Origin of the sequence: Citrobacter sp. Cpo037 (assembly GCF_030332945.1) — a bacterium.
Taxonomy (GTDB): Bacteria; Pseudomonadota; Gammaproteobacteria; order Enterobacterales; family Enterobacteriaceae; genus Citrobacter; species Citrobacter portucalensis.
The window spans coordinates 179,931-202,492 of the sequence record NZ_JAOWGW010000081.1; the positions used below are offsets into that span (position 1 = coordinate 179,931).

Annotated in this window: 25 protein-coding genes, 1 tRNA gene, 1 pseudogene and 1 riboswitch; of the genes and pseudogenes, 18 read left to right on the top strand and 9 right to left on the bottom strand. The window is 49.8% G+C overall.

From position 1 onward, the window contains the following. Positions 1-140 precede the first annotated feature (140 nt). The 3 genes from cbpA to OGX94_RS23440 all read left to right on the top strand — a co-directional run bounded on the left by cbpA (position 141) and on the right by OGX94_RS23440 (position 2,162). Positions 141-1,061, top strand: a complete 921-nt coding sequence (cbpA, locus tag OGX94_RS23430) for a curved DNA-binding protein (RefSeq protein WP_257661580.1) — start codon at positions 141-143, stop codon at positions 1,059-1,061. Next, positions 1,061-1,354, top strand: coding sequence for a chaperone modulator CbpM (gene cbpM, locus OGX94_RS23435; RefSeq protein ID WP_003832033.1), 294 nt, complete (start codon positions 1,061-1,063; stop codon positions 1,352-1,354). Before cbpA ends, cbpM begins: the two co-directional genes overlap by 1 nt. Before the next feature lie 121 nt (positions 1,355-1,475). Further along, on the top strand, positions 1,476-2,162 hold the full coding sequence (locus tag OGX94_RS23440; RefSeq protein ID WP_003832031.1) for a Crp/Fnr family transcriptional regulator: 687 nt from the start codon (positions 1,476-1,478) through the stop codon (positions 2,160-2,162). Positions 2,163-2,209: 47 nt separating this feature from the next. Here OGX94_RS23440 and OGX94_RS23445 read toward each other — a convergent pair whose 3' ends face one another. The 4 genes and pseudogenes from OGX94_RS23445 to OGX94_RS23460 form a co-directional block, all read right to left on the bottom strand. Further along, positions 2,210-3,046: a nucleoside-specific channel-forming Tsx family protein gene (locus OGX94_RS23445; RefSeq protein WP_307875921.1), complete on the bottom strand. Its 837-nt coding sequence runs from the start codon at positions 3,044-3,046 to the stop codon at positions 2,210-2,212. Between the two features lie 95 nt (positions 3,047-3,141). Then, complete coding sequence (tsgA, locus tag OGX94_RS23450) at positions 3,142-4,296, bottom strand: MFS transporter TsgA (protein ID WP_003832028.1); 1,155 nt, start codon at positions 4,294-4,296, stop codon at positions 3,142-3,144. Positions 4,297-4,334: 38 nt separating this feature from the next. After that, positions 4,335-5,042 carry a purine-nucleoside phosphorylase gene (gene deoD, locus OGX94_RS23455; RefSeq protein WP_126956830.1) on the bottom strand — a complete coding sequence of 236 codons (708 nt, stop codon included), beginning with the start codon at positions 5,040-5,042 and terminating at the stop codon, positions 4,335-4,337. Positions 5,043-5,324: 282 nt separating this feature from the next. Next, positions 5,325-5,386 (bottom strand): annotated as a pseudogene (locus OGX94_RS23460) (hypothetical protein); the annotation flags it as partial. Positions 5,387-5,534: 148 nt separating this feature from the next. Here OGX94_RS23460 and OGX94_RS23465 point away from each other — a divergent pair. From OGX94_RS23465 to OGX94_RS23500, 8 genes are all read left to right on the top strand, one after another. Then, positions 5,535-6,038, top strand: a complete 504-nt coding sequence (locus OGX94_RS23465) for a GNAT family N-acetyltransferase (RefSeq protein WP_020996504.1) — start codon at positions 5,535-5,537, stop codon at positions 6,036-6,038. Between the two features lie 247 nt (positions 6,039-6,285). Continuing rightward, positions 6,286-6,508, top strand: a riboswitch (cobalamin riboswitch). 221 nt (positions 6,509-6,729) lie between these two features. Next, complete coding sequence (locus tag OGX94_RS23470) at positions 6,730-7,785, top strand: ABC transporter substrate-binding protein (RefSeq protein ID WP_286570038.1); 1,056 nt, start codon at positions 6,730-6,732, stop codon at positions 7,783-7,785. Between the two features lie 66 nt (positions 7,786-7,851). Beyond that, complete coding sequence (locus OGX94_RS23475) at positions 7,852-8,919, top strand: FecCD family ABC transporter permease (protein ID WP_003832023.1); 1,068 nt, start codon at positions 7,852-7,854, stop codon at positions 8,917-8,919. Then, a complete protein-coding gene (locus OGX94_RS23480) occupies positions 8,916-9,731 on the top strand; it encodes an ABC transporter ATP-binding protein (RefSeq protein WP_257661577.1) in 816 nt (271 codons plus the stop codon). Before OGX94_RS23475 ends, OGX94_RS23480 begins: the two co-directional genes overlap by 4 nt. 10 nt (positions 9,732-9,741) lie before the next feature. Next, positions 9,742-10,182 carry a pseudoazurin gene (locus OGX94_RS23485; protein ID WP_008784302.1) on the top strand — a complete coding sequence of 147 codons (441 nt, stop codon included), beginning with the start codon at positions 9,742-9,744 and terminating at the stop codon, positions 10,180-10,182. Positions 10,183-10,209: 27 nt separating this feature from the next. Further along, positions 10,210-10,761 (top strand): ubiquinol-cytochrome c reductase iron-sulfur subunit, encoded by a 552-nt coding sequence (gene petA / locus OGX94_RS23490; RefSeq protein WP_257661576.1) that lies wholly within the window; start codon positions 10,210-10,212, stop codon positions 10,759-10,761. Between the two features lies 1 nt (position 10,762). Continuing rightward, positions 10,763-11,923: a cytochrome b gene (locus tag OGX94_RS23495; protein ID WP_234662218.1), complete on the top strand. Its 1,161-nt coding sequence runs from the start codon at positions 10,763-10,765 to the stop codon at positions 11,921-11,923. A 2-nt stretch (positions 11,924-11,925) separates the two neighbouring features. Further along, positions 11,926-12,729 carry a cytochrome c1 gene (locus tag OGX94_RS23500; RefSeq protein WP_240389117.1) on the top strand — a complete coding sequence of 268 codons (804 nt, stop codon included), beginning with the start codon at positions 11,926-11,928 and terminating at the stop codon, positions 12,727-12,729. A gap of 152 nt (positions 12,730-12,881) precedes the next feature. Here OGX94_RS23500 and OGX94_RS23505 read toward each other — a convergent pair. After that, positions 12,882-12,969: transfer RNA gene (locus OGX94_RS23505), tRNA-Ser, on the bottom strand. Between the two features lie 142 nt (positions 12,970-13,111). Beyond that, positions 13,112-14,740 (bottom strand): ABC transporter substrate-binding protein, encoded by a 1,629-nt coding sequence (locus OGX94_RS23510; RefSeq protein ID WP_257661575.1) that lies wholly within the window; start codon positions 14,738-14,740, stop codon positions 13,112-13,114. A gap of 270 nt (positions 14,741-15,010) precedes the next feature. Here OGX94_RS23510 and yccA point away from each other — a divergent pair, with 270 nt between their 5' ends. Both yccA and tusE read left to right on the top strand, forming a co-directional pair. Next, a complete protein-coding gene (gene yccA, locus OGX94_RS23515) occupies positions 15,011-15,670 on the top strand; it encodes an FtsH protease modulator YccA (protein ID WP_079938022.1) in 660 nt (219 codons plus the stop codon). An 88-nt stretch (positions 15,671-15,758) separates the two neighbouring features. After that, positions 15,759-16,088, top strand: coding sequence for a sulfurtransferase TusE (gene tusE, locus OGX94_RS23520; RefSeq protein WP_008784296.1), 330 nt, complete (start codon positions 15,759-15,761; stop codon positions 16,086-16,088). Here the strand turns inward: tusE and yccX are convergent. After that, the gene (yccX, locus tag OGX94_RS23525; RefSeq protein ID WP_257661574.1) at positions 16,085-16,366 is read right to left on the bottom strand and encodes an acylphosphatase; all 282 of its coding nucleotides are present in this window, start codon (positions 16,364-16,366) and stop codon (positions 16,085-16,087) included. The two genes, tusE and yccX, sit on opposite strands and share 4 nt — an antisense overlap. Before the next feature lie 94 nt (positions 16,367-16,460). Between yccX and rlmI the strand changes: the two genes are divergently transcribed. Next, entirely contained in the window at positions 16,461-17,651 is a 1,191-nt protein-coding gene (gene rlmI, locus OGX94_RS23530) for a 23S rRNA (cytosine(1962)-C(5))-methyltransferase RlmI (protein WP_008784294.1), read from the top strand. Positions 17,652-17,708: 57 nt separating this feature from the next. Then, positions 17,709-18,026 carry a heat shock protein HspQ gene (gene hspQ / locus OGX94_RS23535; protein WP_003035905.1) on the top strand — a complete coding sequence of 106 codons (318 nt, stop codon included), beginning with the start codon at positions 17,709-17,711 and terminating at the stop codon, positions 18,024-18,026. A 67-nt stretch (positions 18,027-18,093) separates the two neighbouring features. On the opposite strand, the gene OGX94_RS23540 is transcribed toward hspQ, so the two are convergent. Beyond that, positions 18,094-18,507 carry a CoA-binding protein gene (locus tag OGX94_RS23540; protein ID WP_257661573.1) on the bottom strand — a complete coding sequence of 138 codons (414 nt, stop codon included), beginning with the start codon at positions 18,505-18,507 and terminating at the stop codon, positions 18,094-18,096. A gap of 172 nt (positions 18,508-18,679) precedes the next feature. Between OGX94_RS23540 and csgI the strand changes: the two genes are divergently transcribed. Together csgI and mgsA are read left to right on the top strand one after the other, a co-directional pair. After that, positions 18,680-19,342 carry a curli synthesis inhibitor gene (gene csgI, locus OGX94_RS23545; RefSeq protein ID WP_008784291.1) on the top strand — a complete coding sequence of 221 codons (663 nt, stop codon included), beginning with the start codon at positions 18,680-18,682 and terminating at the stop codon, positions 19,340-19,342. Between the two features lie 93 nt (positions 19,343-19,435). Beyond that, positions 19,436-19,894, top strand: a complete 459-nt coding sequence (mgsA, locus tag OGX94_RS23550; protein ID WP_126956794.1) for a methylglyoxal synthase — start codon at positions 19,436-19,438, stop codon at positions 19,892-19,894. A 32-nt stretch (positions 19,895-19,926) separates the two neighbouring features. Here mgsA and helD read toward each other — a convergent pair whose 3' ends face one another. Further along, positions 19,927-21,981 carry a DNA helicase IV gene (gene helD, locus OGX94_RS23555; RefSeq protein ID WP_257661572.1) on the bottom strand — a complete coding sequence of 685 codons (2,055 nt, stop codon included), beginning with the start codon at positions 21,979-21,981 and terminating at the stop codon, positions 19,927-19,929. 125 nt (positions 21,982-22,106) lie between these two features. Between helD and OGX94_RS23560 the strand changes: the two genes are divergently transcribed. Further along, positions 22,107-22,553, top strand: coding sequence for a YccF domain-containing protein (locus OGX94_RS23560; RefSeq protein ID WP_003831998.1), 447 nt, complete (start codon positions 22,107-22,109; stop codon positions 22,551-22,553). Positions 22,554-22,562 lie beyond the last annotated feature (9 nt).

Genomic DNA, 22,562 nt, shown 5'->3' on the forward strand with positions numbered 1-22,562 from the left:
GTGCAATGCCTGCATCGTTTATCGCAATATCCTCCCTTCCCGGTTGGCATTCGCCGTTATCAGGATTACCCTAAACTTAGCGGTGATACCTGTTGTCAGGGTTCACCTTCTGCAAGTGTTGATTTACACGAGAGAACGCTATGGAATTAAAGGATTATTACGCCATTATGGGCGTGAAACCGACAGACGATCTCAAGACAATCAAGACCGCCTATCGTCGACTCGCCCGTAAATATCATCCTGATGTCAGCAAAGAGACTGACGCGGAGGCCCGGTTTAAAGAGGTTGCAGAAGCCTGGGAAGTATTGAGTGATGAGCAGCGACGCGCCGAGTACGACCAGCTGTGGCAGCACCGCAACGACCCACAGTTCAGCAGTCAATTCCAGCAAGGAGAGAATCAAAGCTACAGCGCCGAAGATTTCGACGATATCTTCTCCTCCATTTTTGGTCAGCGTGCGCACCAGTCGCGCCAGCGCCCTGCCAGCCGCGGGCACGACATCGAAATCGAAGTTGCCGTATTCCTCGAAGAAACGCTTACTGAGCATAGCCGCACTATCAGTTACAACCTGCCAGTCTACAATGCGTTTGGCATGGTAGAACGAGAAATTCCTAAAACGCTGAATGTGAAAATTCCGGCTGGCGTCGGTAACGGCCAGCGCATCCGTCTGAAAGGCCAGGGCACCCCCGGCGAAAACGGTGGGCCGAACGGTGATTTGTGGCTGGTGATTCATATTGCGCCGCATCCGCTGTTCGATATCGTTAATCAGGATCTGGAAGTTGTCGTTCCCCTCGCGCCGTGGGAAGCTGCGCTGGGTGCGAAAGTAACCGTTCCGACGCTGAAAGAGAGCATCCTGCTGACCATTCCTGCAGGCAGCCAGGCCGGTCAGCGGCTACGCATTAAAGGCAAGGGTCTGGTAAGTAAAAAACATACCGGCGATTTGTATGCGGTGATCAAAATAGTCATGCCACCGAAAGCTGACGACGCCAGTGCCGCCCTGTGGCAACAACTGGCGGATGCACAAAAGACCTTTGATCCGCGCAAAGAGTGGGGGAAAGCATAATGGCTAACGTTACCGTCACTTTTACCATTACCGAATTTTGTCTGTACACCGGTGTGTCAGAAGAAGAGCTGCATGAGATTGTCGGCTTAGGGGTGATAGAACCCCATGAAGACGAGACGTTTGACGATCATGCGCTGACTGTAATGCGTCGCGCGGTGCGCCTTCGTCAGGAGCTGGAACTTGACTGGCCAGGGATTGCCGTTGCGCTGACGTTGCTGGAGGAGAACGCTCAGTTACGCCAGGAAAACCGCCTGCTGCGCCAGCGCCTGTCTCGCTTTATCAGCCATCCTTAGTGTGTCAGGACCAGCATGGTGCTGGTCCTTTTATTATCCGCCCCGCGCTCTTAATGACATTGCCCAGCAGATGGCATACAGTCTCAGATAAGAATTATCTTAAACAATAAGACGTTGAGTCATGCAGCTTAAACCCCTCACGAAAGGTCGTTTTCACAACATCTGGCAGCAGGATGATGCCTTGATTGAGAAGATATTTCAGGAACTGCTCTCTGAAACGCAGATTATCCAGGAAGATGAGTATCTATACCGCCAGGGACAGGTTGTCGATCGACTGATCATGGTGCAATCCGGAAGAATTTCGCTGCGTTACAGCGCGGAGAATGGTCGCCGATTCCAGTTGGGCGCCATGGAATGCGACGAGCAGCTGTTTGGTGAAATGGAGTTTTTTACCGGGTATCGCTGCCAGCTTGATATCGTCGCGGAAGAACCACTGACCGTAGCGGTGTGCAGCTGTGACCGTCTGGAAGAAGCGCTGAATCAGCATCCCAGACTGGCGATATTTTTTGCCAGTGCAATGGCGATTGATTATCAGGATATGCTGGAAATCTTCCTGCACCGGATGCTCTACCCTATCGTACATAACGTGGCGTATGACCTGTATCGCCAGCATCAGAACAAGCAGCCGATGGATGGTTTCCATAAAAAATACCAGGAAGCTGAGCGATTCGGCACAACCGACCGGGTCTATCGGCGGGCGGTTAAAGCGCTGACGGATGCCGGGCTGGTAACGCGAACGAAGCAAGGACTGGAAATTAAGGATCTGGATGGGCTGCGTAAATTTCTCGGCAATGACATCATTGACTGACACACCAACTCTCGTAAACAGAGCATTGGTGTGTCATTTCGGCGCAATCAGAACTTATAGGTGAGATTGAAATAGTGACCGAGCCCGGTGGTTCGCCCTGCTCCGCCGTGGTTTTCCATCAATGCCATGTTACGGAAATACTTCAGGCCATAACCGACTGCATAATGCTCTGAATGCCAGTAGATACCGTTATACCATTCAATCGCGTTATTGCTGTATAACGGTTGATTAGCAATCTTATTCGCGGCGAACTGGTAGTCAAAGTACCCCTGATAGTTCAGATAACTGCCGTTGGCAAAGGTATAGAATGGCGTCGACCAGTTAGTCGAGAACATGTAACCATCCCACTTTCCTTCGTTATCCGCACCGTAGTTTTCACGAACATAATGCGCATAGATGTTCATTCCCACCAGACCAAACCACGGGACCTTCACATCTGTACCCAGACCAACGTAATGTTCAAATAATTCCCGGTCGCCAATGTTATTTACCGTTGCAATATAGAATTCGTTAAACAGCCCAACGGATAAATCTTTATTAAAAATGGCGTCCAGGGAAAAACGTGGAGATATCTTGGCAAAGAAGTTATCACCACCGTGACGATCGTCCTGCTCGCGATCCAAAATATCAAAGAAATCCACATAACCGTACAGATCGATAATGCCAGAGCGTGCACCAAACTCCAGTTCCAGATAGGTGTCATTGCGAATACCATATGGCACTTTCGCGTCCACACTTTGCATTAAGTTCATCTGCATCCAGTTAAAATCATTTTTACGGATGTTGCCATCAGTATAGTCAGCCGCGAATGCTTGCATACAGCTCATTGCCACTACTGCACCCAGGATTGTTTTTTTAATCATTAATTTATTCTTTTTCAGCATTTTCAATTCCTTTGAGTAAGGTTGAGTATCGCCTCACCATATAAATGGTGTGGCGACTGGCTATTTAATTAAAGAGGTAAGTATTATTAGTGCTTTTAATTACGTTTGAGTTTTAATGTCGCCATTAACATAACAAAGATAATTAAATACAACACCGGTATTGCGTACATAATTTTCTGTAATCCCATTGTTTTTTCCATGAGCGCGCTGATCGCCGGACTAAACATGGCCCCGGCACTGCCGCTAATTAAAATATAAGAAACGTTCTGACTGCTCGCACGCTTCACGAAAGAAACACCATAGGCAATAAATGAGTTATACAGCGCAGCACAGACAAAGCCGTAACTGTAGGCCAGATAATCAAGCCCGGAGATATTATCCTTCGTGACGATAATTGCGGTAATAATGCTTGCCAGCAAAATAATACTTAGCAGGAAATAATGTATCTTCACCCGAGAAACAATGACGGTTGATACTAATGCCCCGACCAGCGCAGCGCCCCAGTATTGCGTAATAATATTTCCTGCTTCTTCAAAGGGAATGCCAAATTTGTTCTTCACAAATAATGGTGCCCAGGTCAGGAAGGTGTACAGCGCCAGCATACCTAAGAACAGGCCAATGCCTCCGCTGATAATCCCTGGATTCCACTCCGATTTTACCTTGTCTGTCCGATCTGCCGTGGGCGACGTCTCGCAGGCAGTAAAGCGGGTGAGCGCCACAACGCCCAGCGTGAGTAAGGCCACCATACCCACGCTCAGATAGCTGTAACTCCACGACATATTGTGCGTCAGGGCGAAGGTGGTGATCAGCGGGAAAACTACACCCGCGACGTTGAAAGTGGCGTCCTGCACCACCAGCATCGTACTTTGAATACGATCCTGCCAGACCGATACCACAATCGTTCCTGCCACGCACAGACCGATCCCACCGCAAAAACCCACCAGGGTCATGGCGACCATCACCGGCCATAAGCCAGGGCTTAAGTGCATTACCAGAGCGCAAAGGAACACTATCGAATAGATAATGAGCGTCATACGCTTCACACCGATTTTCTCAATCAGGAAAAAGGCGGCGATGGTGCCGGCTAATGCTCCACCATTGAGCAACGAAAATATCGAAGCAACGGTATTCACATCGGCACCGTAGCGTACTGCAATCGGTTCGATTAGCATACCGAACTGACTGGCAAACCCTGCCATAATAAAATTTGCCAGAAAACTAATCAGCGTAAGTGCTATTTTATTCTTCATATAATGCCATCTCTGATTGGTTCAATTAAAAGCCGGAACTAAGCGGTAACAGCAGTATTTAGCGCCAGCTCAATCATGTTGTTAAAGGTCAATTGTCGTTCTTCTGCCGTTGTTTCTTCACCTGTCAGGCAATGATCGGAGACAGTTAAAATAGCCAGCGCTTCAATATTAAACTGATGCGCTAAAGCGTATAAGCCTGCTACTTCCATATCTACACCCAGTACACCGAATTTTTCCAGTGCCGGTATTAAATTTTCGTCAGGATCGTAATAAAGATCGCCGCTGAAAACATTGCCGACTTTAATATCGATACCCGCCTTCTGTGCCAGCGTCCACGCCTGCTGTAATAATGGGAAATAGGCAGATGTTGCCATCGCATAGCCCGCGCTACGTTTTAAATTTGTGACTGAATCCGTTCCGGCGGCGACGGCCAGGATAATATCGCGCATTTTGATATGATGTTGTGTTGCGCCTAAACTGCCGACGCGAATAATTCTTTGCACACCAAAATCATGTACCAGTTCATGGGCATAAAGCGTCATTGAAGGAATGCCCATTCCATGTCCCATCACCGAAACAGGTTGCCCAAAATATAAACCGGTATAACCCAGCATATTACGTACATTGGTGACTTCGCGGTAATCCATTAAATAATTTTCGGCAATAAATTTAGCACGGAGCGGATCGCCCGGCATAATAACGGTTGGCGCGAAATCCCCTGGCTTGGCATTAATATGTGCAGTCATAACAATTCCTGAATTATGGGTATTGAAGATATGCAGGGATTGTAACCAGACGTTTGTGAGGTGATTGAGGACAAAAGTCCTGCTCAGAGGATCGGCCTCTCATTTTTGAGAGTTAGTGGTGCAGGTAAGTGGTAAAACGGAACACAGCGTGTTGGTCTTCTGGCTTGCGGTGAATAACGTCAGCACCTCAGCGCAAAGAAGCAGTACGTTGCTCATGGCAAACGTGCACTGCCAGATAAAGGCGAGGACCGCGACGGGAACCAGGCACAAGAAAGCGCCTCACCATCCGATTGTGGTCCCCCCCAGATCCCCCCCACCAGCGGCGTTGCTACTACCGTCGCCAGCAGCAGGGGCTTACGATTTCCATTTATAATTCGTATGCAGAATAGCACCATAGATAATTGCATTTCTGTCTCTTGCCGCTCAATATTGTTTTTAAAGGAGGCTTATTGTTATTATCGTTTTCCATTCTAAGATTGAGTTATGCATGCCATGATCCCATTTAGATTTAGTGAGATGACTCACGCCGATATTCCTGCTGTTCAGTCGTTCCTTATTGAGCATCTTAATTTATTCTTCAATGCCGGCAGATCCATGCCTTCTGCCGAAGAAGATCTCTTTGATCTCGAACAACAGTATCTGTTACAGGAAAGAAATTTATTGCTTTGCGCATGGAGTGAAAACCAAGAATTAATCGCCACACTGGCGGTATGTCAATATAATGATCGTATTACTGAACTGCGTGGGCGCTACAACTTGCGTGAAACGGCAGAAATTTGTCGTTGCTACGTGGATGAGCGCTATCGTAGACAGGGGATTGGCAGCCAATTGTTTGCTTTAGCAGATGTATTCTGCCAGCAACATCAATATAAAACGTTGTATCTTCACACCCACCATTTTTTACCAGGAGGATATCACTTCTGGTTGCGTAATAATTTTAAGGTGATTATGGATATGCAGGATGAATGGCAATTGGTACATATGGAGAGTTCGTAAAAAAAGGATTCAAACACCAATCCGCAGCATTTTTGATGGTGATCAATATGTTTTATACGCAGAGATTGAATCATGCTCGTAATTTGATCAACATCAATCAATTCTCATTTAGCTTTCTGTTGTTATTTTCATTTATAGCAACACACAGAGCAATGCATCTATATCCTATTGTTTTTACTGATTATTTTCAGAGCGACATTATCTTTATACCTCTTACATTCCGTGGTTGACCTTGTTAACAATTGCCGTTAGAGTCACTTTCGACAGCATTTCATTACATTTTGTGTATGAATAGGAATATGGTGAGAATTATTTAATTCAATTCCATAACTGCCCCCGCAACTGTAGGCGGATGCAGAATATCCTTGTGTGGCTAATAAGCCACAGGTCACTGTAAAGTTTATCTTTATGGGAAGGCTGATATTCTGATTACCGTGAGTCAGGAGACCTGCTGTCAATGATGTATACCATTGAGTGGACGGGATGGTCCATGGGATGAATTATTTGACACCAGCAGTAGTGTATTTATGAATAAGATTTTGGCTAAGTCAGTATTACTTGCATTTTTCGCATATCTTTATTCTTAAATTTCACGATTCAATGTCATCTATCTTCATGTCTCCTCCCGATATATGGAATGAAATGAGCCATGACCAGACCTTAAGATTCTGGCATCAACGGGACGATGACAATGCACGCTAATTCTACCTTTTACTCCTCTAAAAAAACGCTTCTGGCAATTTTTGGTACCACTGCTCTGCTGCTCGCTTCCGGTTTTTCTGACGCGGCAAAAACTGAATATCCTCTGACGATTAAAAACTGTGGCCGCGATATTACATTTAATCAGGCACCAACGCGCGTGGCAACGGTGGGTCAGAACAGTACCGAGATCCTCTATTCATTAGGCCTTGCCGATCGCGTCGTCGGTACTTCATTGTGGTTTGGCCCGGTACTGGACGCCTATAAAACAGAAAATGAAAAAGTTGCCGTTATTGCGCAAAATATTCCGAGTTTTGAAGGGATTTTGGCTAAAAAACCAGATCTGATCGCCAGCCAGTTTGAGTGGCAAATCGGCCCAGCTGGCACAGTTGCCTCTTATGAACAGTTTAGTGAACTGAAAGTTCCTGTTTACACCGCGCCAGCTGACTGTGCGAAAGATAACGAAGATGGTGGTGATGGTGTCCGTAAAGGGATGTTTGATATCACCATGGTGTATAAGGAAGTCGCCGATCTGGCAAAAATCTTCGATGTTCAGGATAAAGGCGAAGCACTGATTGCCAGCCTTAAAGCACGTGAAGCCGCAGCGAAAAATAAAATTACCGGTATTGATAAGAATGTTTCTGCCGTGTTCTGGTTTTCAAGCGCCGATTTACAGCTCGATCCTTACGTTGCCGGGAAGTTTGGCCCAGCAGCATGGATAGCCCAAACATTGGGTGTGAAGAATGTGATTGATTCTGCCGAAGAATGGCCAACAGTGGGCTGGGAAACTATCGCTAAAGCTAATCCTTCTGTCATTGTGCTCGGCGAGATGAGCCGTCGCCGCTTCCCGGCAGATGACTGGAAGGTCAAGATGGAATACCTCAAGTCCGATCCTGTCACCAAGCTGGTTCCTGCCGTTAAGGAAAACCATCTGCCGGTCATTGACGTACAGACAATGAATGCTGGGATCAGAACTATTGATGGGCTGGAAAAACTGGCTGATGCCCTTGTTGAATATGGCTTAGCGCATCCGCAGGCTGCTCATTAATCTACGTTTTGCGCTATATCCTCGCACGGTATAGCGCATCTCTGTTACTCAGGAACGCAGATAATCATGAGTGATCCACGCAGGATGCGTCGTGCCGTTGGTCTGCTTGCGGTGAGAGTCGGTGGGCATGCCGTCTGGGTCAGTGCGCTGATGTGCTGCGTGCTGCTGGCGGGGATTTCCATCGGCGAAACGCTGATCCCCTGGCGGCATGTGCTCAGTACGCTGGCAAATCATCTTTTTGATACCCACTATCCTGTCGATGCGCTGGATGCTGGGATCGTCTGGAACTATCGCCTGACCCGAGCGCTGGTCTCTGCCAGTTGCGGTGCCTGCCTGGCTGTTTCCGGCGTAGTGTTACAGTCGTTGCTACGCAATGCACTCGCCGAACCTTATCTACTGGGGATTTCTGCCGGAGCATCCACCGGAGCGGTGCTGATTGCTCTCACCGGGCTTGGGGCCGGCATTATCAGCATGTCATTGGGGGCTTTCATTGGCGCGCTAACGGCATTTATGTTCGTTGCACTATTGGCAATGGCTGCTGGCGGTAGACAAGGCGGCGGTGTGACAACCCAAATCATTCTTGCCGGCATCGCCAGCTCGCAGCTTTTCAATGCAATTACGTCGCTAATCATCACCCGCTCAGCAAATGCCGAGCAAGCGCGCGGAATTATGTTCTGGTTGTTAGGTAATTTGAGCGGTGTACGCTGGCCAGATGTTGTCTTAGCCATTCCTACCGCTCTGGTCGGTATTGCGCTGTGCTTTTGTTATGCCCGCCATCTCGACGCCTTCTCCTTTGGCGCTGAGTCTGCAGCATCGTTGGGCATTCCAGTAAAACGTACCCGTGCAGTACTGATTGCCGCCGTCACCGGCATGACGGCAATTATGGTCTCCATCGTTGGTGCGATCGGCTTTGTCGGTCTGGTTATCCCGCATGCCGCTCGTCTGCTGGTCGGCAACCAGCATCATCGACTGCTGCCAGTCAGTGCGCTTACCGGCGCGATTTTCCTCATTATCGCAGATGTTATTTCCCGCACGTTACTCCCCGGTCAGGTTCTACCAATAGGCGTGATCACCGCTCTGGTTGGCGCCCCTGCGTTTTCAATCATTCTGATTAGAGGAAACCAGAACAAATGACGGTGAATCTCGTATCCCCCCTTGTGAACTCTGCACAAGCCGTTCTTGAAGCCTGTAATCTGCGATGGAAGGTAAAAGGCAAGACGATTGTTGATGATATTTCACTCAGCGTAACGCCTGGTGAGTTTGTCGGCATCATAGGTCCCAACGGCTCGGGCAAAACGTCACTGATTTCACTGCTGGCCGGTTTGCTGAAGCCGACCTCCGGGTACATCACTCTGCAACATAAGGCGCTACAGCATTATTCGCGGCGTCATCTTGCGCAACAGGTGGCGCTGGTCGAACAACAGGCTGAAACCAGCGAGCGTCTTACCGCTTTACAAGCCGTTTCTCTGGGGCGAACACCCTGGCTTAGCTTGCTCTCCCCCTGGTCCGCCAAAGATGACGATATTGTGCAAACTATGCTGGAAAAGGTCGATCTCAGTGAATTACAGCATCGCTGCTGGCATACCTTTTCAGGGGGAGAAAAACAGCGTCTGCATATCGCCCGGGCGCTGGCGCAACAACCGCAGTTGTTGCTGATGGATGAGCCCACCAACCACCTCGACATTCAACATCAGATTGGCCTGCTGAGTCTGGTTAAACGTGAAAAGCTCACGGTGATTGCCGCTCTGCACGATCTTAATCACGCCGCGATGTTCTGCGATCGCGTCATCGTCATGACGTCCGGACATATGGCGATGCAGGGGAAACCTTGCGCCGTTTTTACCCGCGAAAACCTCCGCTCCTGGTTTGGAATCGACGCCATCATTGAAAAGGATGTGGGTGGTGAAAATTGTTTTATTCGTTATCAACGGCCTGATGAATTTTAAGGAAGAATCAATGAAATACCTCAAACAGAGTCTGCAAATTTTGTGTTTACTCGCCTTCGCCTCTTCTGCCTTCGCACAAACTCACGAAGTGTTGATGAAAAATCGTGGGGCTGGGGGACCAATGGTCTATGAGCCAGATTATCTGGAGATCCAGCCAGGGGATACGGTGAAGTTTATCCGTAAACATAAGAGCCACAACGCGGCTTCAATCGCTGAATTGTCACCGGCTGGCTATCCTGGATTTATGGGAAAAATAGATGAAGAGATCGAAGTTACTTATGACAATGCCGGGTTTTACGGCATCAAATGTACACCGCATTACGCTCAGGGCATGGTGATGCTGATTAAGGTTGGAGATGCCTCGTTACCAGAAAGCTACCGCGCGTTCAAAGCGCCGGGTATTGCTGACAAGCGCTTTCAGGAAATTTACGCGCGTATCGATAAACGTTAATCCGCGATACTCAGGGAGGTATACGAGGTGGCAGATAATAAACTTCCAGATGGCGAAATCCAGGAACAGCGTAGGGAATGCCTGTGTAAACTAACTAAATTTGTCGGTGCCGCAGGCGTCGCGGCTGCCGTCTGGCCGCTGGTTTCGGCCTTGGGCCCGGATGAAAAAACGCTTGGGGAAAATGAACCGATTGATGTCTCTCTTGCAGGTGTTGCTGCTGGACAAACAGTCAGACGTGTATGGCAAGGAAGGTTGATTCTTATACACCATCGCACCCCGGATGAAATTATTACTGCCAGAAGTGCCGGCCTGGATACGCTTATCGACCCACAGCCAGACAGCGCCAGGGTCTCTGCAGCCCATCCTCAATGGCTGGTGGTTCAAGGTTATTGCCCACATGCCGGGTGTGTACCCAACGCCCGACCGGGGGGGATGGGTTGGATCTGTCCGTGCCACGGTTCAGAGTTTGATACCTCCGGGCGCGTGACGCGCGGGCCCGCAACTGCCAACCTGGCAATCCCAGACTACGTTATTCATTCCGATGGGCAGGTCGTGCGTATCGGCACGAAGGAAGCCTGAAATGAGGAATGAACTTGTCTGTTCGCTTCGCGGACGTATCCCCTTCCCTCGCTCAGTTGCTGGACTCTGGGTGTTTGCAATCGGCGCTATCCTGCTAATTATGCTCGGGGTGCAGATCCTTACGGGTATCGTGCTGGCGATGTTTTACGTGCCGACAGCTGAGCTGGCATTTGACTCCATTATTCATATTATGCGCGCGGTTCGCCATGGAGAGCTGTTACGCAACATGCATGCTATTGGCGCATCGCTCTTTTTCTTTGCCTGCTATCTGCATATTTTTCGTGGTATGTACTACAACGTTTACCGCAAGCCCTGGACGACAATGTGGATGGTTAGCGTCACGCTGTATATCCTGCTGATGATGACCGCGTTTCTTGGTTATAGCCTTATCTGGGGGCAAAAAAGCTACTGGGCGGCAACGGTCATTACCCGCTTTGCCCAGGCTATTCCGTGGGTAGGGGATACGCTTTACGCATATTTAGTCGGCAGCCATACGCCGGGTACGCCGATGCTTGGCCGCTTTTTTGTTATCCACTTTATTCTTCCCTTTGTGATTGTCGTCGCCACGGTTATTCATATACGTACCGTACAGTCGGCGTTTGCCCAGGCGATGAAAAAGAAGTTTAGCGAGAAAGAGTCCAGGAGCCTGTTGTTCGATTACAAAATTACCGATCTCGATGCTATCAAAATTACTCTTTTTTTGATGGTTTTCGCCTGGTTTTTATTCTTCGCGCCGCACTATCTGAGCAGCGCCGACAACTTTATTACTGCGGACCCAACGATTACACCCGCGATTGTTGCGCCAGAATGGTATTTCCTTCCCTTCTTCTCTATCTTGCGCTGCTTCCCGAATGAATTCGTGGGGCTAGTCGCGATGTGCGGCTCAATACTGATTTTCTATTTTCTACCCTGGCTTGATACTTCCCGGGCTCGTTTTCGCCATTACAGCAAACTGGTTAAGTGCGGATTCTGGCTATGGGTTATTAATGCCTGCTTTTTAGGCTGGTTAGGGTCGAAAGCGCTGGTAGGCCCGGATCTTCTTGATGGCTTTCGTAATGAAGAGGGCTGGATCCGTGCCGCATCCCAGCTTTCGACACTGATTTGGTTTGCCTGGTTTTTAATCGTCTTACCTTGTCGTCGTTTTTTGGAAAAACAGGATTGAGGATGAAACAACTATTGAAATTCAGCGTCCTGTCCTTTTCTCTGTTGGGGCTGGGTTCCTCATATGCGCAGGAAGCCACGCCTGAACGCCAGGAATGGAGCTTCAGCGGCATTACCGGTCAATATGATAAGGAACAGCTTAGACGTGGTCTGCAGGTTTATGAAGAGAAGTGTCGCGCTTGTCACGGCATGAAACACCTTACCTTTCGGACGTTGACCAGGCCCGGTGGTCCGGAACTCACGGTTGAAGAAGCAAGAAGTATCGCCAGCGGCTATCAGTTTCCTGCGATTCAGGATGACGGCCAGATAGGTGAGCGCGACGGTACGCTAAATGACAGCTTTATATCACCATATCTAAATGACCGGGAAGCAAGATACCTTAACAATGGCGCTGAACCCGTTGACCTGAGCTATATCGTCCGTGCCCGTTCATACGATCGCGGATTCCCACAATTTTTGTTAGATGCTTTTCTGCCCTACACGGACCAGGGGGCAGATTACGTTTACGCGCTGCTAACCGGCTATCTGCCTGCCGATCCCGAACTGAAGGCTAATCGCTATTTTCCTGGCGGTGTGATTAACATGCCAAAACCGCTGACGAGTGGGGAGATCCAATGGAGCCCGGCGTCGAAAAAAGCTGAAACTGAGGAGCAATACGCCAGGGATGTTACCGCCTTTCTGGCATGGGCTGCCGACCCGGCGCTCTCTGAACGAAAGCAACAGGGAAATTACGTTATGGGCTATCTGGCTATTATGCTGGGCTTGCTATGGATAGCACGACGAATGAAGAGACGTTCGCTCATGTAGGTCTTGCGAGGCCGGGGATTACTCAGTTCACCAGCATTCAACCGGTCAGGTGCGCAGTTGCCCTTGCGCGAGTAAGACGAGTAAAGGAAGGCAAAATATAAACCGAGCAAAATGAAAAAACCCCAAGCTTTTTATAGCTTGGGGTTTATGTTTGGCGGAAGCGTAGAGATTCGAACTCTAGAACCCTTTCGGGTCGCCGGTTTTCAAGACCGGTGCCTTCAACCGCTCGGCCACGCTTCCAATGAGGCGCACTATAAACATCCCGAACGGACCTGTAAAGCACCAATGTGTTCGTTTGCCTGAAAAACAGCCAAAATGTTGTTAATCGACTGAAATAACAACAGATTGACCATTTATTCAGCACGAATACCGGCTATAGCGCTTAATGTTTTTTGATGTACATATCTTTGGAGTAGTAATTTCCCCGGTTATCTGGCGCAAATCCCCCCACCCACGGCTTCACGAGATGCGTGCGGACGTAGTGGTAAACCGGAATCGCGGGCACATCCTCACCTAAAAGGTCTTCAGCCTGCTGATAGTATTTGCCTCGTTCTTCCAGCGAAGTTGCTTTCGCCGCATTACGCATCGCTTCATCAAAGGCGGGATTGCTGTACTTGGTGGTATTCTCGCTATCACCGGTACGGAAAATATTGAGGAAACTTGAGGCATCATCATAGTCGGCTATCCACGCATAGCGCACGACGTCAAAATTACCGGTGTGCATGGTGTCCAGCATGGTTTTCCATTCCTGGTTTTGCAGCTTCGCCTCGACGCCAAGGTTTTTCTTCCACATCGACGATGCGGCAATCGCAATACGCTGGTGCGTTTCGAAGGTGTTGTAGAGCAGATTCAAGCTAAGCGGATGCTCAGGACCAAAACCGGCTTCAGCCAGCAGTTTTTTGGCTTCAGCAATACGTTTTTCAAGCGGCCATGATGCATACTCCGGCGCATGCAGTTTCACCCCACCTATTTCCGGCTGGCTGATAACCCACGCTGCTCGCTGCCCCTGTCCCATTACCTTTTGCGCAATGATGTCTTTATCCAACGCCATATTCAGCGCCCGCCGCACGCGCGGATCATTAAACGGCGCGCGGGTTGTATTGAACTGATAGTAATACGTTGAAAGCTGGGGCGAGACATGCAGTTCATCCCCCATCGTTTTTTTCAGTTGCGCGAACTGATTGACCGGTACGCTATACACAATGTCGATTTCACCGGCCTTATAGCGATTTACGTCAGCCGACTCTGAGCTGATAGGCAAATAAGTAACTTTATTAATAACCGTATGCCGATCGTCCCAGTAATGTGGATTTCGCTCGGCAACGATGCGCTCATTGACCACCCATTGCGATAGTTTGTACGCCCCGCTGCTGACAAAATGCTCTGGCCGGGTCCACTTATCGCCAAAATGACCTATCAACACTTTATCCAGCGGGACCAGAGATGGATGCGCCAGCATCGCCAGAAACGCCGCCGTCGGTTGCGTCAGGGTAATTTCCAGCGTGGTATCATCCAGGGCTTTGACTCCCAGCGTGGCGGGATCTTTTTTCCCCAGGGCAATATCAACCGCGTTCGCAACGTGCATGTTGCCCAGATACGAAGCATAAGGTGAAGCCGTTTGCGGCGAAACCAGACGCTGCCAGCTCCAGACGACATCCTGTGCGGTAATAGCAGATCCATCTGACCAGGTTATGCCCGGGCGTAAATGGAAGGTCCAGACAGTGTTGCCTTTATTCTCCCAGGACGCGGCTAGACGGGGTTCGATAGACCCATCCTGCTTGACAGCCACCAGACCGTCGAACATATCGCTGATTAAATTAAACTCAACGTTGCTTTCAACTTTATGCGGATCCAGCGATGCCGGCTCACTGCCGTTGTTTCTGACCAGTTCCTGTTTTTCTGCCAGTAGTGTTCCTGCGGGAACATTTGCCGCCCTCGCCGCGCCGTTTATAGACATCAAACAGACAGTCAACAGCGTAAACGTCAATATCTTCGATTTATGTTGAATCATTCCCTTTACCTTATTGCTCTGTTTTATGTAGACACCGCTGTCACTGTCAGAGAGATTCAGGAATAACGCAATATTTTTCAGTTACCTGGTAGATAGCGATCTGACATTTTTGCACATACAGTGCTAACATCTAATTCGGGAACTTTTGTTGAAATAATATGCTTAAGTCTGGCGGGTTAAAATGCGTAAAGATGGGTAAAACCGCTGTGTCATTCCCCTTGATTTCATTATCCTCCATCATTAATTACATCTGTCATAAGAGAGTGACTCATGGATCGTATTATTAGTTCTTCGCGCGAGCGTACATCGCTACTCAGCACGCATAAGGTGCTGCGCAATACCTATTTCCTGCTCAGCCTGACGCTGGCGTTTTCAGCGATCACTGCAACCGCCAGTACCGTACTGATGTTACCTTCTCCGGGACTTATCCTGACGCTGGTGGGTATGTATGGTCTGATGTTCCTGACCTACAAAACGGCAGATAAGCCGGTTGGTATTTTGTCAGCGTTCGCTTTCACTGGCTTCCTGGGCTACATCCTGGGACCAATTCTGAATACCTACCTGTCTGCGGGCATGGGTGATGTTATCGCCATGGCGCTGGGCGGTACGGCGCTGGTCTTCTTCAGCTGCTCGGCCTATGTGCTGACCACGCGTAAAGATATGTCCTTCCTCGGCGGTATGCTGATGGCGGGTGTTGTGGTGGTGTTGATTGGTATGGTTGCAAATATCTTCCTGCAACTGCCGGCATTACATCTGGCAATCAGCGCGGTGTTCATTCTGATTTCTTCAGGCGCAATCCTGTTTGAAACCAGCAATATCATCCGCGGCGGTGAAACCAACTATATTCGTGCCACCGTTAGCCTGTATGTTTCGCTGTACAACATCTTCGTCAGCCTGCTGAGTATTCTGGGCTTCGCCAGCCGCGATTAAGATGTCCACACGCATTATCCAGCCCCGCTTATGCGGGGCTTTCTTTTTTGGTAAACTGCCGCCAGTTTGACTAACGCAGTGACGAATTATGTTGATCTTTGAAGGTAAAGAAATCAGTACCGATAGCGAAGGCTATCTGAAAGATACCACGCTATGGAGCGAGGCGCTGGCGGAGAGAATCGCCGAAAACGAAGGCATTACGCTCTCCGCGGAACACTGGGAAGTGGTGCGTTTTGTCCGCGAGTTTTATCTGGAGTTTAATACCTCCCCCGCTATCCGCATGCTGGTAAAAGCGATGGCCAACAAGTTTGGCGAAGAGAAAGGCAACAGCCGTTATCTCTACCGCCTGTTCCCGAAAGGTCCGGCCAAGCAGGCGACTAAAATTGCCGGCCTGCCGAAACCGGTGAAATGTATTTAATAGCGGATACTAAATCCTTTTAGCTCGTCGCCAGGACGATGTGGTTCACTGAGAACCCGATCAACCCTGGCGCTGCTCGGCCCCCCGGCTTTCAACCACTTCATCAGTTGTTCTACCCGGTTGCTTTCACCGCAGGCGACAACCTCTACGCTGCCGTCATCCATATTCTTCGCGTAGCCGGTCAACCCCAGCCGTTGTGCTTCATACTGGGTGGTGTAGCGAAATCCTACCCCCTGAACCCGGCCATAGACCCAGGCGATTATGCAGACTTTCGACATTGCGGTTCTCCTTATCATCACAGCGTGCGTTGCAAATATGCGAAAAACTCAGGACAATGGCGCCCATTTCTTTGAATTGACAGAATAGTAAATTATGAGTGTACGTTTAGTGTTAGCCAAAGGGCGCGAAAAATCATTACTTCGCCGCCATCCGTGGGTATTTTCCGGTGCTGTCGCCCGTATGGAAGGTAAAGCCAACCTCGGTGAAACCATCGATATTGTTGACCATCAGGGTAAATGGTTAGCACGCGGCGCGTACTCACCCGCGTCGCAGATCCGTGCACGCGTCTGGACATTCGACAAGTCTGAGTCCATCGATATTGATTTCTTCACCCGTCGTCTGCAGCAGGCGCAGACATGGCGTGACTGGCTGGCGAAAAAAGACGGCCTGGACAGTTACCGTCTGATCGCCGGAGAATCCGATGGCCTGCCGGGCATCACCATTGACCGCTTCGGCAACTTCCTGGTGTTGCAGTTGCTCAGTGCGGGGGCTGAATACCAACGCGCCGCGCTGATTAGCGCTCTGCAAATTGTTTTCCCGGACTGCGCCATTTATGACCGTAGCGATGTGGCCGTACGTAAAAAAGAAGGTATGGAGCTGACTCAAGGGCCAGTAACGGGTGAGCTTCCGCCAGCCCTGCTGCCAATTGAAGAGCACGGAATGAAGCTGCTGGTTGATATTCAGCATGGTCACAAAACCGGCTATTACCTCGATCAACGCGACAGCCGCCTGGCCACGCGTCGTTATGTGGAAAATCAGCGTGTGCTGAACTGTTTCTCTTACACCGGCGGCTTTGCGGTCTCAGCATTAATGGGCGGATGCCGTCAGGTCGTCAGCGTTGACACCTCTCAGGAAGCGCTCGATATTGCCCGCCAGAACGTGGAACTGAACAAGCTGGATCTAAGCAAAGCTGAGTTCGTGCGTGATGATGTGTTCAAACTTCTGCGTGCTTATCGCGATCGTGGTGAGAAATTCGACGTCATCGTGATGGATCCGCCGAAATTTGTCGAAAACAAAAGCCAGTTGATGGGCGCCTGCCGCGGCTATAAGGACATCAATATGCTGGCTATTCAGTTGCTCAATCCGGGCGGTGTGCTGCTGACTTTCTCCTGCTCTGGGCTAATGACCACCGATTTATTTCAGAAAATCATCGCTGATGCCGCAATAGATGCTGGTCGTGATGTACAATTTATAGAGCAGTTCCGTCAGGCCGCCGATCACCCGGTGATCGCTACCTACCCGGAAGGGCTGTATCTGAAAGGGTTTGCCTGTCGCATCATGTAACTTGAAAAGTGGAATATTACCCTTACATAAAGGGTATCTATTTCCCGGGAGGTGACTATGATTGCCAGCAAATTCGGTATCGGCCAGCAGGTCCGCCATTCCCTGTTAGGTTACCTCGGAGTGGTCGTAGATATCGACCCGGAATATTCGCTTGATCAACCGTCAGCCGATGAGTTGGCGGTTAACGACGAACTTCGCGCCGCTCCCTGGTATCACGTGGTGATGGAAGACGATAATGGTCTGCCAGTGCATACATATCTGGCCGAAGCACAACTGAGTAGTGAGCTACAGGAAGAACATCCGGAGCAACCGTCGATGGATGAACTGGCGCGAACAATTCGAAAACAGCTCCAGGCCCCGCGCCTGCGCAATTGATGCTAAAACAGACCCGATGGCGATTCGCTAATCGGGCCTGTGCGTTTTGTTCGGCTACAGATCAGTCTTACTTCGCCAGTCCCAACCGCGGGATCTCAATCGCCGGGCAGCGATCCATCACCACCGTCATCCCTGCATCGCGAGCCAGCACGGCTGCCTGATCGTTAATCACGCCGAGCTGCATCCATAGGGTCTTCGCGCCGATGGCAATTGCCTCCTGAGCAACACCCCACGCCGCTTCAGAATTACGGAAGACATCTACCATATCCACTTTCTCTGGTACATCTGCCAGCGTCGCATAGCCCTGCTGCCCCAGCAGCGTTTTTCCAGCAACCTTCGGTGAAACAGGAATAACGTGATAGCCCTGATCGAGTAAATATTTCATCACCCGATAGCTTGGACGATCGGGTTTATCGCTTGCCCCCACCAGTGCAATCGTGCGGGTTGTTGTCAAAATGCCAGCAATATCGGTCTCTTTCATCGTTTTCCTCCAGGCTGTTTAGCAAAGTGTACGACAAACCTGACTTTGCAACCATTCATCCCATACTGGCGCATGAGAGCTAAACTCAAAAATATGTCTATATGTTAGTAAACATGATTATCGAAAAATTTAGATACATCTTATACAGATATTTTCTGGACAGGAGAAACCTATGAAAGCCGGCATTGTGACAGCCTTGATTGCCCTATGTTTGCCGGCAACCGTTTTTGCTACTTCTTTACGTCTGTCCAATGATATTGACCTTCTGGTACTGGACGGAAAAAAAGTCTCCAGCTCATTACTGCGTGGTGCCGACAGTATTGAGCTGGAAAATGGTCGGCACCAGCTCGTGTTTCGCGTAGAAAAAACCATTCGCCTGTCCAGCCACGAAGAACGTCTGTATATTTCGCCTCCGTTGGTCATCAGCTTTGATACCCAACTCGTCAGTCAGGTTAATTTCCACCTCCCACGTCTGAGCAACGAGCGGGATGCAACGCATTTTGATGATGCCCCGCGCGTAGAACTGCTGGATGGGGATTCCATGCCTATACCGGTTAAGCTGGATATTCTGTCAATCACGTCCACCGCAAAAATCGTAGATTATGAAATGGAAACAGAGCGCTATAACAAAGCGGCTAAGCATGCATCTTTACCGCAATTTGCCACAATGATGGCCGATGACAGTTCGCTGCTTTCCGGGGTGTCTGAACTGGATCGCGTGCCGCCTCAGTCGCAAACACTGACCGAGCAGCGCTTAAAATATTGGTTTCAACAGGCTGACGCACAAACGCGAAGTAACTTCTTACAATGGGCGGAGAAACAACCCCCATCGTGACATTTATGTTCGTATACGCATTTTTTTTGTCTTTCTCTTGCAGCGTCAAGTGCTTCCAGTACTCTGTAACAAGGTTAACTTGGGAGCTGTACTATGGAATTAACGACTCGCACATTGCCAGCGCAGAAACATATTGCGTTGGTCGCACACGATCACTGCAAAAAGATGTTGATGAGCTGGGTTGGACGCCACCAGCCATTACTGGAAAAACACGTTCTGTATGCTACAGGAACAACAGGAAACTTAATTCAACGCGCGACAGGAATGGACGTCAACGCCATGCTGAGCGGCCCAATGGGGGGTGACCAGCAGGTAGGTGCGCTGATTTCAGAAGGGAAAATTGATGTGCTGATTTTCTTCTGGGATCCGCTCAACGCCGTTCCCCACGATCCTGATGTCAAAGCCCTGCTACGCCTGGCCACGGTCTGGAACATTCCAGTCGCCACTAACGTGTCAACCGCTGATTTTATTATCCAGTCGCCGAACTTCAACGACGCAACGGATATCTTGATCCCGGATTACGCCCGTTATCTGGCAGAACGTCTCAAATAAGCGCTAAGCAGGCGGTAATTACCGCCTGCTTTTCAGGGTTTCCGGGTCACCGGAACGTCTAATTGCTTAAGCTCATCAACAAAGCATGATGGCGCGTCTTTGCTAAACAGTAGCCATACCCGATGCCGCGCACGCGTTAGCGCCACATACAGCAACCGTCTCTCTTCTGCATCAGGAAAATCTTCAACAGCCGGGAGTAACGCCTCTTCCATAATCGACTCTCGAGCCGGAGCCGGGAAACCGTCATTCCCTTCATGAAGCCCCATAACAATGACGTAATCCGCCTGCTGCCCTTTGCTGGCATGAATAGTCATAAAATCCAGCTGCAGCTTGGGCCAGCGGGTGGCCGCTTTGTCCAGGCTGGCAGGTTTGAGATGATGGTATCGCGCCAGCACCAGAATTCTCTCTTCGGCTTTCACAAAACCCGACAGCTTATCCAGCAACAGATCTAACTGGCTTTCGTCGAGCAACGTGACGGCTTTTTTATCACCGGTCGCCAGACTGTTCAGCGGTTTTTTGAGCTGGTGTGGGTTTTGCTGGATAAACTGGTTTGCGACTTCGCCAATACGGCTATTAAAACGGTAAGTCGTATCCAGATTACAGCTATCGCCCTCACCAAAATTTTGCTGAAATGCGGTTGTCAGAGAAAGCTGTGCTCCGCTGAACCGGTAAATGGCCTGCCAGTCATCTCCCACGGCAAACAGCGTAGTCTGCGAGTTTTGCTTACGCAAGGCGGCTAACAGGGCGGCGCGCTGAGGGGAAATATCCTGAAATTCATCGACCAGAATATGTTTCCACGGACTGATAAACCGCCCCTTCTCCAGAATGACAATAGCCTGATGGATCAACCCGGAGAAATCGACGGCATTCTCATCCTTCAGGGCACTCTTCCAGGCCTTGAGCAGCGGCGCCATTAGCTTTATGCGTTTACTGAACAGATCACGGATCTCCTCCGGAGCATTAGCAATCATCTCCGCCTGCGCTCCGCCATGCATTCGCATCAAACTAACCCAGCGATCCAACCGGGAAGCCAGACGACGCTGTAATTTTTCGTCATCCCAGAAGTTACCTTCGGGTACAGACCACTGCATTTCTTCTTCTAACCATTGTCGCCAGCCTTTAGCCTGAGCCTTTTTCTCACTGCACTGCTGACGCCAGGTTGTTATAAAGAGTTTGTTGCGCGCGATAGCATCATTTTCCAGCTTGCTCACCGTTGGAACTTTTTTGCTACCTTGCGAAATAATGTGCAACGCCAGTGCATGGAACGTCCGCGCGGTGACCTCATCCGTATGCAGACGCTCACGGATGCGGTCATCCATCTCCTGGGCTGCTTTGCGTCCAAACGCCAGCAACAGGATCTGTTCTGGTGCGGCTTCTCCTCGTGCAAGCAGCCAACCCGCCCGGGCAACCAACACAGATGTTTTACCGCTTCCAGCACCTGCAAGTACCAACAATGATTGCTCACCGTTCACCACCGCGCGCGCCTGAGCAGGGTTCAACGGCGAAGATTCAACATGCTGGAAAAACTCGTCATACTCTTCCAGCATTGCATCGGTGTACGCCTGATTGTGCTGTAAGCGGCAGGCTTCAATGTCTTTCAGCCATGCCTGGCATTGACGTAACGCCTCCCGGCAATTTTCAAATTCCTCCAGCCGATTAACCGGGAGCGGTAACGCGGCAAAGGCACGGCGAATCTGCTGCTGCAGCCCTGACGTTTGTTCGCGCGTCAGCCACTTACTTTCACTAGTACGCGCCGCTATCGCATCCAACTGCTGCTGTAAAACCCCCGCAGCAACGTCACTCATTTCCTGGCTCCACTGTTGCCAGAGCGCATTCAAATGATGATGGAAGCGCTGGGTTTCCGCCCACTCTGTACCGTGAAGACGAACCACCTTCTCATCCGGGAGTACAAACTCCAGCTCGCCCCATACCAGGCCGCGTTTGCAATGAATAGCCAGTAACTGATTGAAGGGAATAAGATACTCGTGACGATCGCCGGAAACTTTAATCCCGGCATTGAGAATAACGGCCCGATCGTAAGGGTGTTGTGCCAGACGTTTTCCAAGAGAAGTTGCTTTCAGTTCCATAAGACTCAAGCGGATCCACACGAAGAGGTTTGCTTATCAGTGTAACCGCCAGAGAAAACGTGCTCCAGCCCAAAAAAACGTTACAATTGCCGAATTCACAGAAAACCAGAGTTAACCGAGGGTTTATGCGTACTGTTCTGAATATTTTAAATTTTGTGCTTGGGGGGTTCGCCACCACCCTTGCCTGGTTACTGGCAACGCTGGTCAGTGTCGTGCTTATTTTTACTTTACCCTTGACCCGTTCATGCTGGGAGATAACCCGACTTTCGCTGTTTCCCTATGGTAACGAAGCGATTCATGTCGATGAACTGAATCCGGCCGGTAAAAGCGTCCTGTTAAATACCGGCGGCACCGTGCTCAATATTTTCTGGCTGATTTTCTTCGGCTGGTGGTTGTGCCTGATGCACATTATCTCTGGTATTGCCCAGTGCATAACGATTATTGGTATTCCGGTTGGCATTGCAAACTTTAAAATCGCTGCCATTGCGCTCTGGCCGGTGGGTCGCCGTGTGGTTTCAGTAGAAGTTGCCCGTGCAGCGCGTGAAGCCAATGCGCGTCGTCGTTTTGAATAATCAGGACCG

Bases quoted from the DNA above. Each gene is read 5' to 3' on its own strand.
- cbpA (WP_257661580.1), top strand. From the start codon at position 141: ATGGAATTAAAGGATTATTACGCCATTATGGGCGTGAAACCGACAGAC.
- cbpM (WP_003832033.1), top strand. From the start codon at position 1,061: ATGGCTAACGTTACCGTCACTTTTACCATTACCGAATTTTGTCTGTAC.
- OGX94_RS23440 (WP_003832031.1), top strand. From the start codon at position 1,476: ATGCAGCTTAAACCCCTCACGAAAGGTCGTTTTCACAACATCTGGCAG.
- OGX94_RS23445 (WP_307875921.1), bottom strand. From the start codon at position 3,046: ATGCTGAAAAAGAATAAATTAATGATTAAAAAAACAATCCTGGGTGCA.
- tsgA (WP_003832028.1), bottom strand. From the start codon at position 4,296: ATGAAGAATAAAATAGCACTTACGCTGATTAGTTTTCTGGCAAATTTT.
- deoD (WP_126956830.1), bottom strand. From the start codon at position 5,042: ATGACTGCACATATTAATGCCAAGCCAGGGGATTTCGCGCCAACCGTT.
- OGX94_RS23465 (WP_020996504.1), top strand. From the start codon at position 5,535: ATGATCCCATTTAGATTTAGTGAGATGACTCACGCCGATATTCCTGCT.
- OGX94_RS23470 (WP_286570038.1), top strand. From the start codon at position 6,730: ATGCACGCTAATTCTACCTTTTACTCCTCTAAAAAAACGCTTCTGGCA.
- OGX94_RS23475 (WP_003832023.1), top strand. From the start codon at position 7,852: ATGAGTGATCCACGCAGGATGCGTCGTGCCGTTGGTCTGCTTGCGGTG.
- OGX94_RS23480 (WP_257661577.1), top strand. From the start codon at position 8,916: ATGACGGTGAATCTCGTATCCCCCCTTGTGAACTCTGCACAAGCCGTT.
- OGX94_RS23485 (WP_008784302.1), top strand. From the start codon at position 9,742: ATGAAATACCTCAAACAGAGTCTGCAAATTTTGTGTTTACTCGCCTTC.
- OGX94_RS23495 (WP_234662218.1), top strand. From the start codon at position 10,763: ATGAGGAATGAACTTGTCTGTTCGCTTCGCGGACGTATCCCCTTCCCT.
- OGX94_RS23500 (WP_240389117.1), top strand. From the start codon at position 11,926: ATGAAACAACTATTGAAATTCAGCGTCCTGTCCTTTTCTCTGTTGGGG.
- OGX94_RS23510 (WP_257661575.1), bottom strand. From the start codon at position 14,740: ATGATTCAACATAAATCGAAGATATTGACGTTTACGCTGTTGACTGTC.
- yccA (WP_079938022.1), top strand. From the start codon at position 15,011: ATGGATCGTATTATTAGTTCTTCGCGCGAGCGTACATCGCTACTCAGC.
- tusE (WP_008784296.1), top strand. From the start codon at position 15,759: ATGTTGATCTTTGAAGGTAAAGAAATCAGTACCGATAGCGAAGGCTAT.
- yccX (WP_257661574.1), bottom strand. From the start codon at position 16,366: ATGTCGAAAGTCTGCATAATCGCCTGGGTCTATGGCCGGGTTCAGGGG.
- rlmI (WP_008784294.1), top strand. From the start codon at position 16,461: ATGAGTGTACGTTTAGTGTTAGCCAAAGGGCGCGAAAAATCATTACTT.
- hspQ (WP_003035905.1), top strand. From the start codon at position 17,709: ATGATTGCCAGCAAATTCGGTATCGGCCAGCAGGTCCGCCATTCCCTG.
- OGX94_RS23540 (WP_257661573.1), bottom strand. From the start codon at position 18,507: ATGAAAGAGACCGATATTGCTGGCATTTTGACAACAACCCGCACGATT.
- csgI (WP_008784291.1), top strand. From the start codon at position 18,680: ATGAAAGCCGGCATTGTGACAGCCTTGATTGCCCTATGTTTGCCGGCA.
- mgsA (WP_126956794.1), top strand. From the start codon at position 19,436: ATGGAATTAACGACTCGCACATTGCCAGCGCAGAAACATATTGCGTTG.
- helD (WP_257661572.1), bottom strand. From the start codon at position 21,981: ATGGAACTGAAAGCAACTTCTCTTGGAAAACGTCTGGCACAACACCCT.
- OGX94_RS23560 (WP_003831998.1), top strand. From the start codon at position 22,107: ATGCGTACTGTTCTGAATATTTTAAATTTTGTGCTTGGGGGGTTCGCC.